At 62.2% G+C, this 1,668-nt stretch carries 2 protein-coding genes; both read left to right on the top strand.

Annotated elements, in window-relative coordinates; all coding sequences use genetic code 11:
- The coding region (locus B3849_RS10405) for a diguanylate cyclase domain-containing protein (RefSeq protein ID WP_286780100.1) at positions 1 to 971 on the top strand (971 nt) is incomplete at its 5' end.
- Between the two features lie 108 nt (positions 972 to 1,079).
- Positions 1,080 to 1,668 (top strand): DMT family transporter (locus B3849_RS10400; RefSeq protein WP_286780115.1); only part of this gene is annotated, 589 nt, incomplete at its 3' end.

Genomic DNA, 1,668 nt, shown 5'->3' with positions numbered 1-1,668 from the left:
CCCGCCCGGGCACGTTCCAGATCGTCAGCCATGACAAGGCAGAGACACAGGTGCATGTCACCCAGCTACGCAAACGTTTGCGGGGGGCTGTCAGCCAGACGACCATCCGCGACGCGTTGACCGGTATCCGGCAGAACGCGCTGCCCGATGTCTTCATCCTGACCCTGACCGGTGTCGAAACGCGCGACGAGGCGCAACTGCGCCTGATCTCGACCCTGCGGGCGAATACGACGACGCGGCACTGCGGTATTCTTGTGCTCCAATCGCGCCCCCACCCCGCCGGTGCCGCCCATGCGCTGGATCTGGGGGCCGACGACCTGATGCAGCATGGCTTTGATGTCGATGAACTTTCGCTGCGGCTGACCGGGCTCCTGGCGCGCAAACAGCAGGGTGACACGATCCGGCGTGATGTCGATACACGCCTGCGCGAAGCGGTTTTTGATCCGCTGACAGGAATCTACAACCGCCGGCACGCCCTGTCAGAGGTCGCGCGGCTGGCCGTGCGCACCCGCCGCAAAGGGATACCGCTGGCCGTGATGCTGGCAGACATAGACCACTTCAAACGGGTGAATGACGCTTTCGGCCACGCCTCGGGGGACGCCGTGTTGATCGAAACCGCACGCCGGTTGAAATCATGCCTGCGCCCGCTCGACGTTGCCGCCCGCATCGGAGGGGAGGAATTTTTGCTCATCCTCCCGGGCATCACAGAGGCAGAGGCCACCCGGATGGCCAAACGCATATGCGAAGCCTACCGCACGACGCCATTTACCATCCCCGCCAGCGCGCAGCCTATCCATGCGACGATCAGCATCGGGCTATGTACCGCACAGCCTGAAACCAGCGACGCCTTCCCCGCCCCACTTGATGCCTCGGCCATCGCGGCAGAGTTGATCGACCGCGCGGATCAAGCTTTATACAGTGCGAAACACCGCGGGCGCGATCGCGTCGGTCTGATCAGGTCAGCGGCGTGAAATCATCCTCTCCCCACGGTTGCAAAGCCGGAAAAATGCCGCCACTCTCGCCGCGATATGCTTGCACATTCGGGGCGTATCCCCCTGATCCTCGACAAAGGCTTTGCCATGCTGCCCGATAAACCGATGACCGGTATTGCCATGATGCTTGGCTTTTGCATCGTTGCCCCTGTGGGTGATGCAATTGCGAAACTGCTGGGGTCCTCCGTGCCGCTGGGTCAGGTCGTGTTCATCCGCTTTGCCGTGCAGTTGCTGATCTTGCTGCCGCTCGTGCTGCTGACGGGCAGGCCGCTGGCGATGCGGGGCCGAACGCTGTGGCTCGCCTTTGTGCGCACAGTGCTGCATGTCATCGGGATCGCGATGATGTTCACCGCGCTGAAATACCTGCCGCTGGCCGATGCGGTGGCGATTATCTTTGTCATGCCCTTCTTTATGCTTCTGCTCGGCAAATACGTGCTGGGGGAAGAGGTCGGCACCCGTCGGCTTCTCGCCTGTATCGTTGGCTTTTGCGGCACACTGCTGGTGGTGCAACCCAGCTTTGCCGAGGTGGGCTGGCCCGCATTGCTGCCCGTTGGCGTAGCGCTGAACTTTGCGCTGTTCATGCTGGTGACACGGCAGATCGCGAAACACACCGACCCGATCAGCCTGCAAACGGTCAGCGGGTTTATGGCTGTGGTGATCCTGCTGCCCTTGCTGT

The organism is Sulfitobacter sp. UBA4523 (assembly GCF_002388305.1).
GTDB classification, from domain to species: domain Bacteria; phylum Pseudomonadota; class Alphaproteobacteria; order Rhodobacterales; family Rhodobacteraceae; genus Sulfitobacter; species Sulfitobacter pontiacus.
Note: the sequence above shows the minus strand (reverse complement) of the source record. Positions and strands in the feature narration are given on the sequence as shown.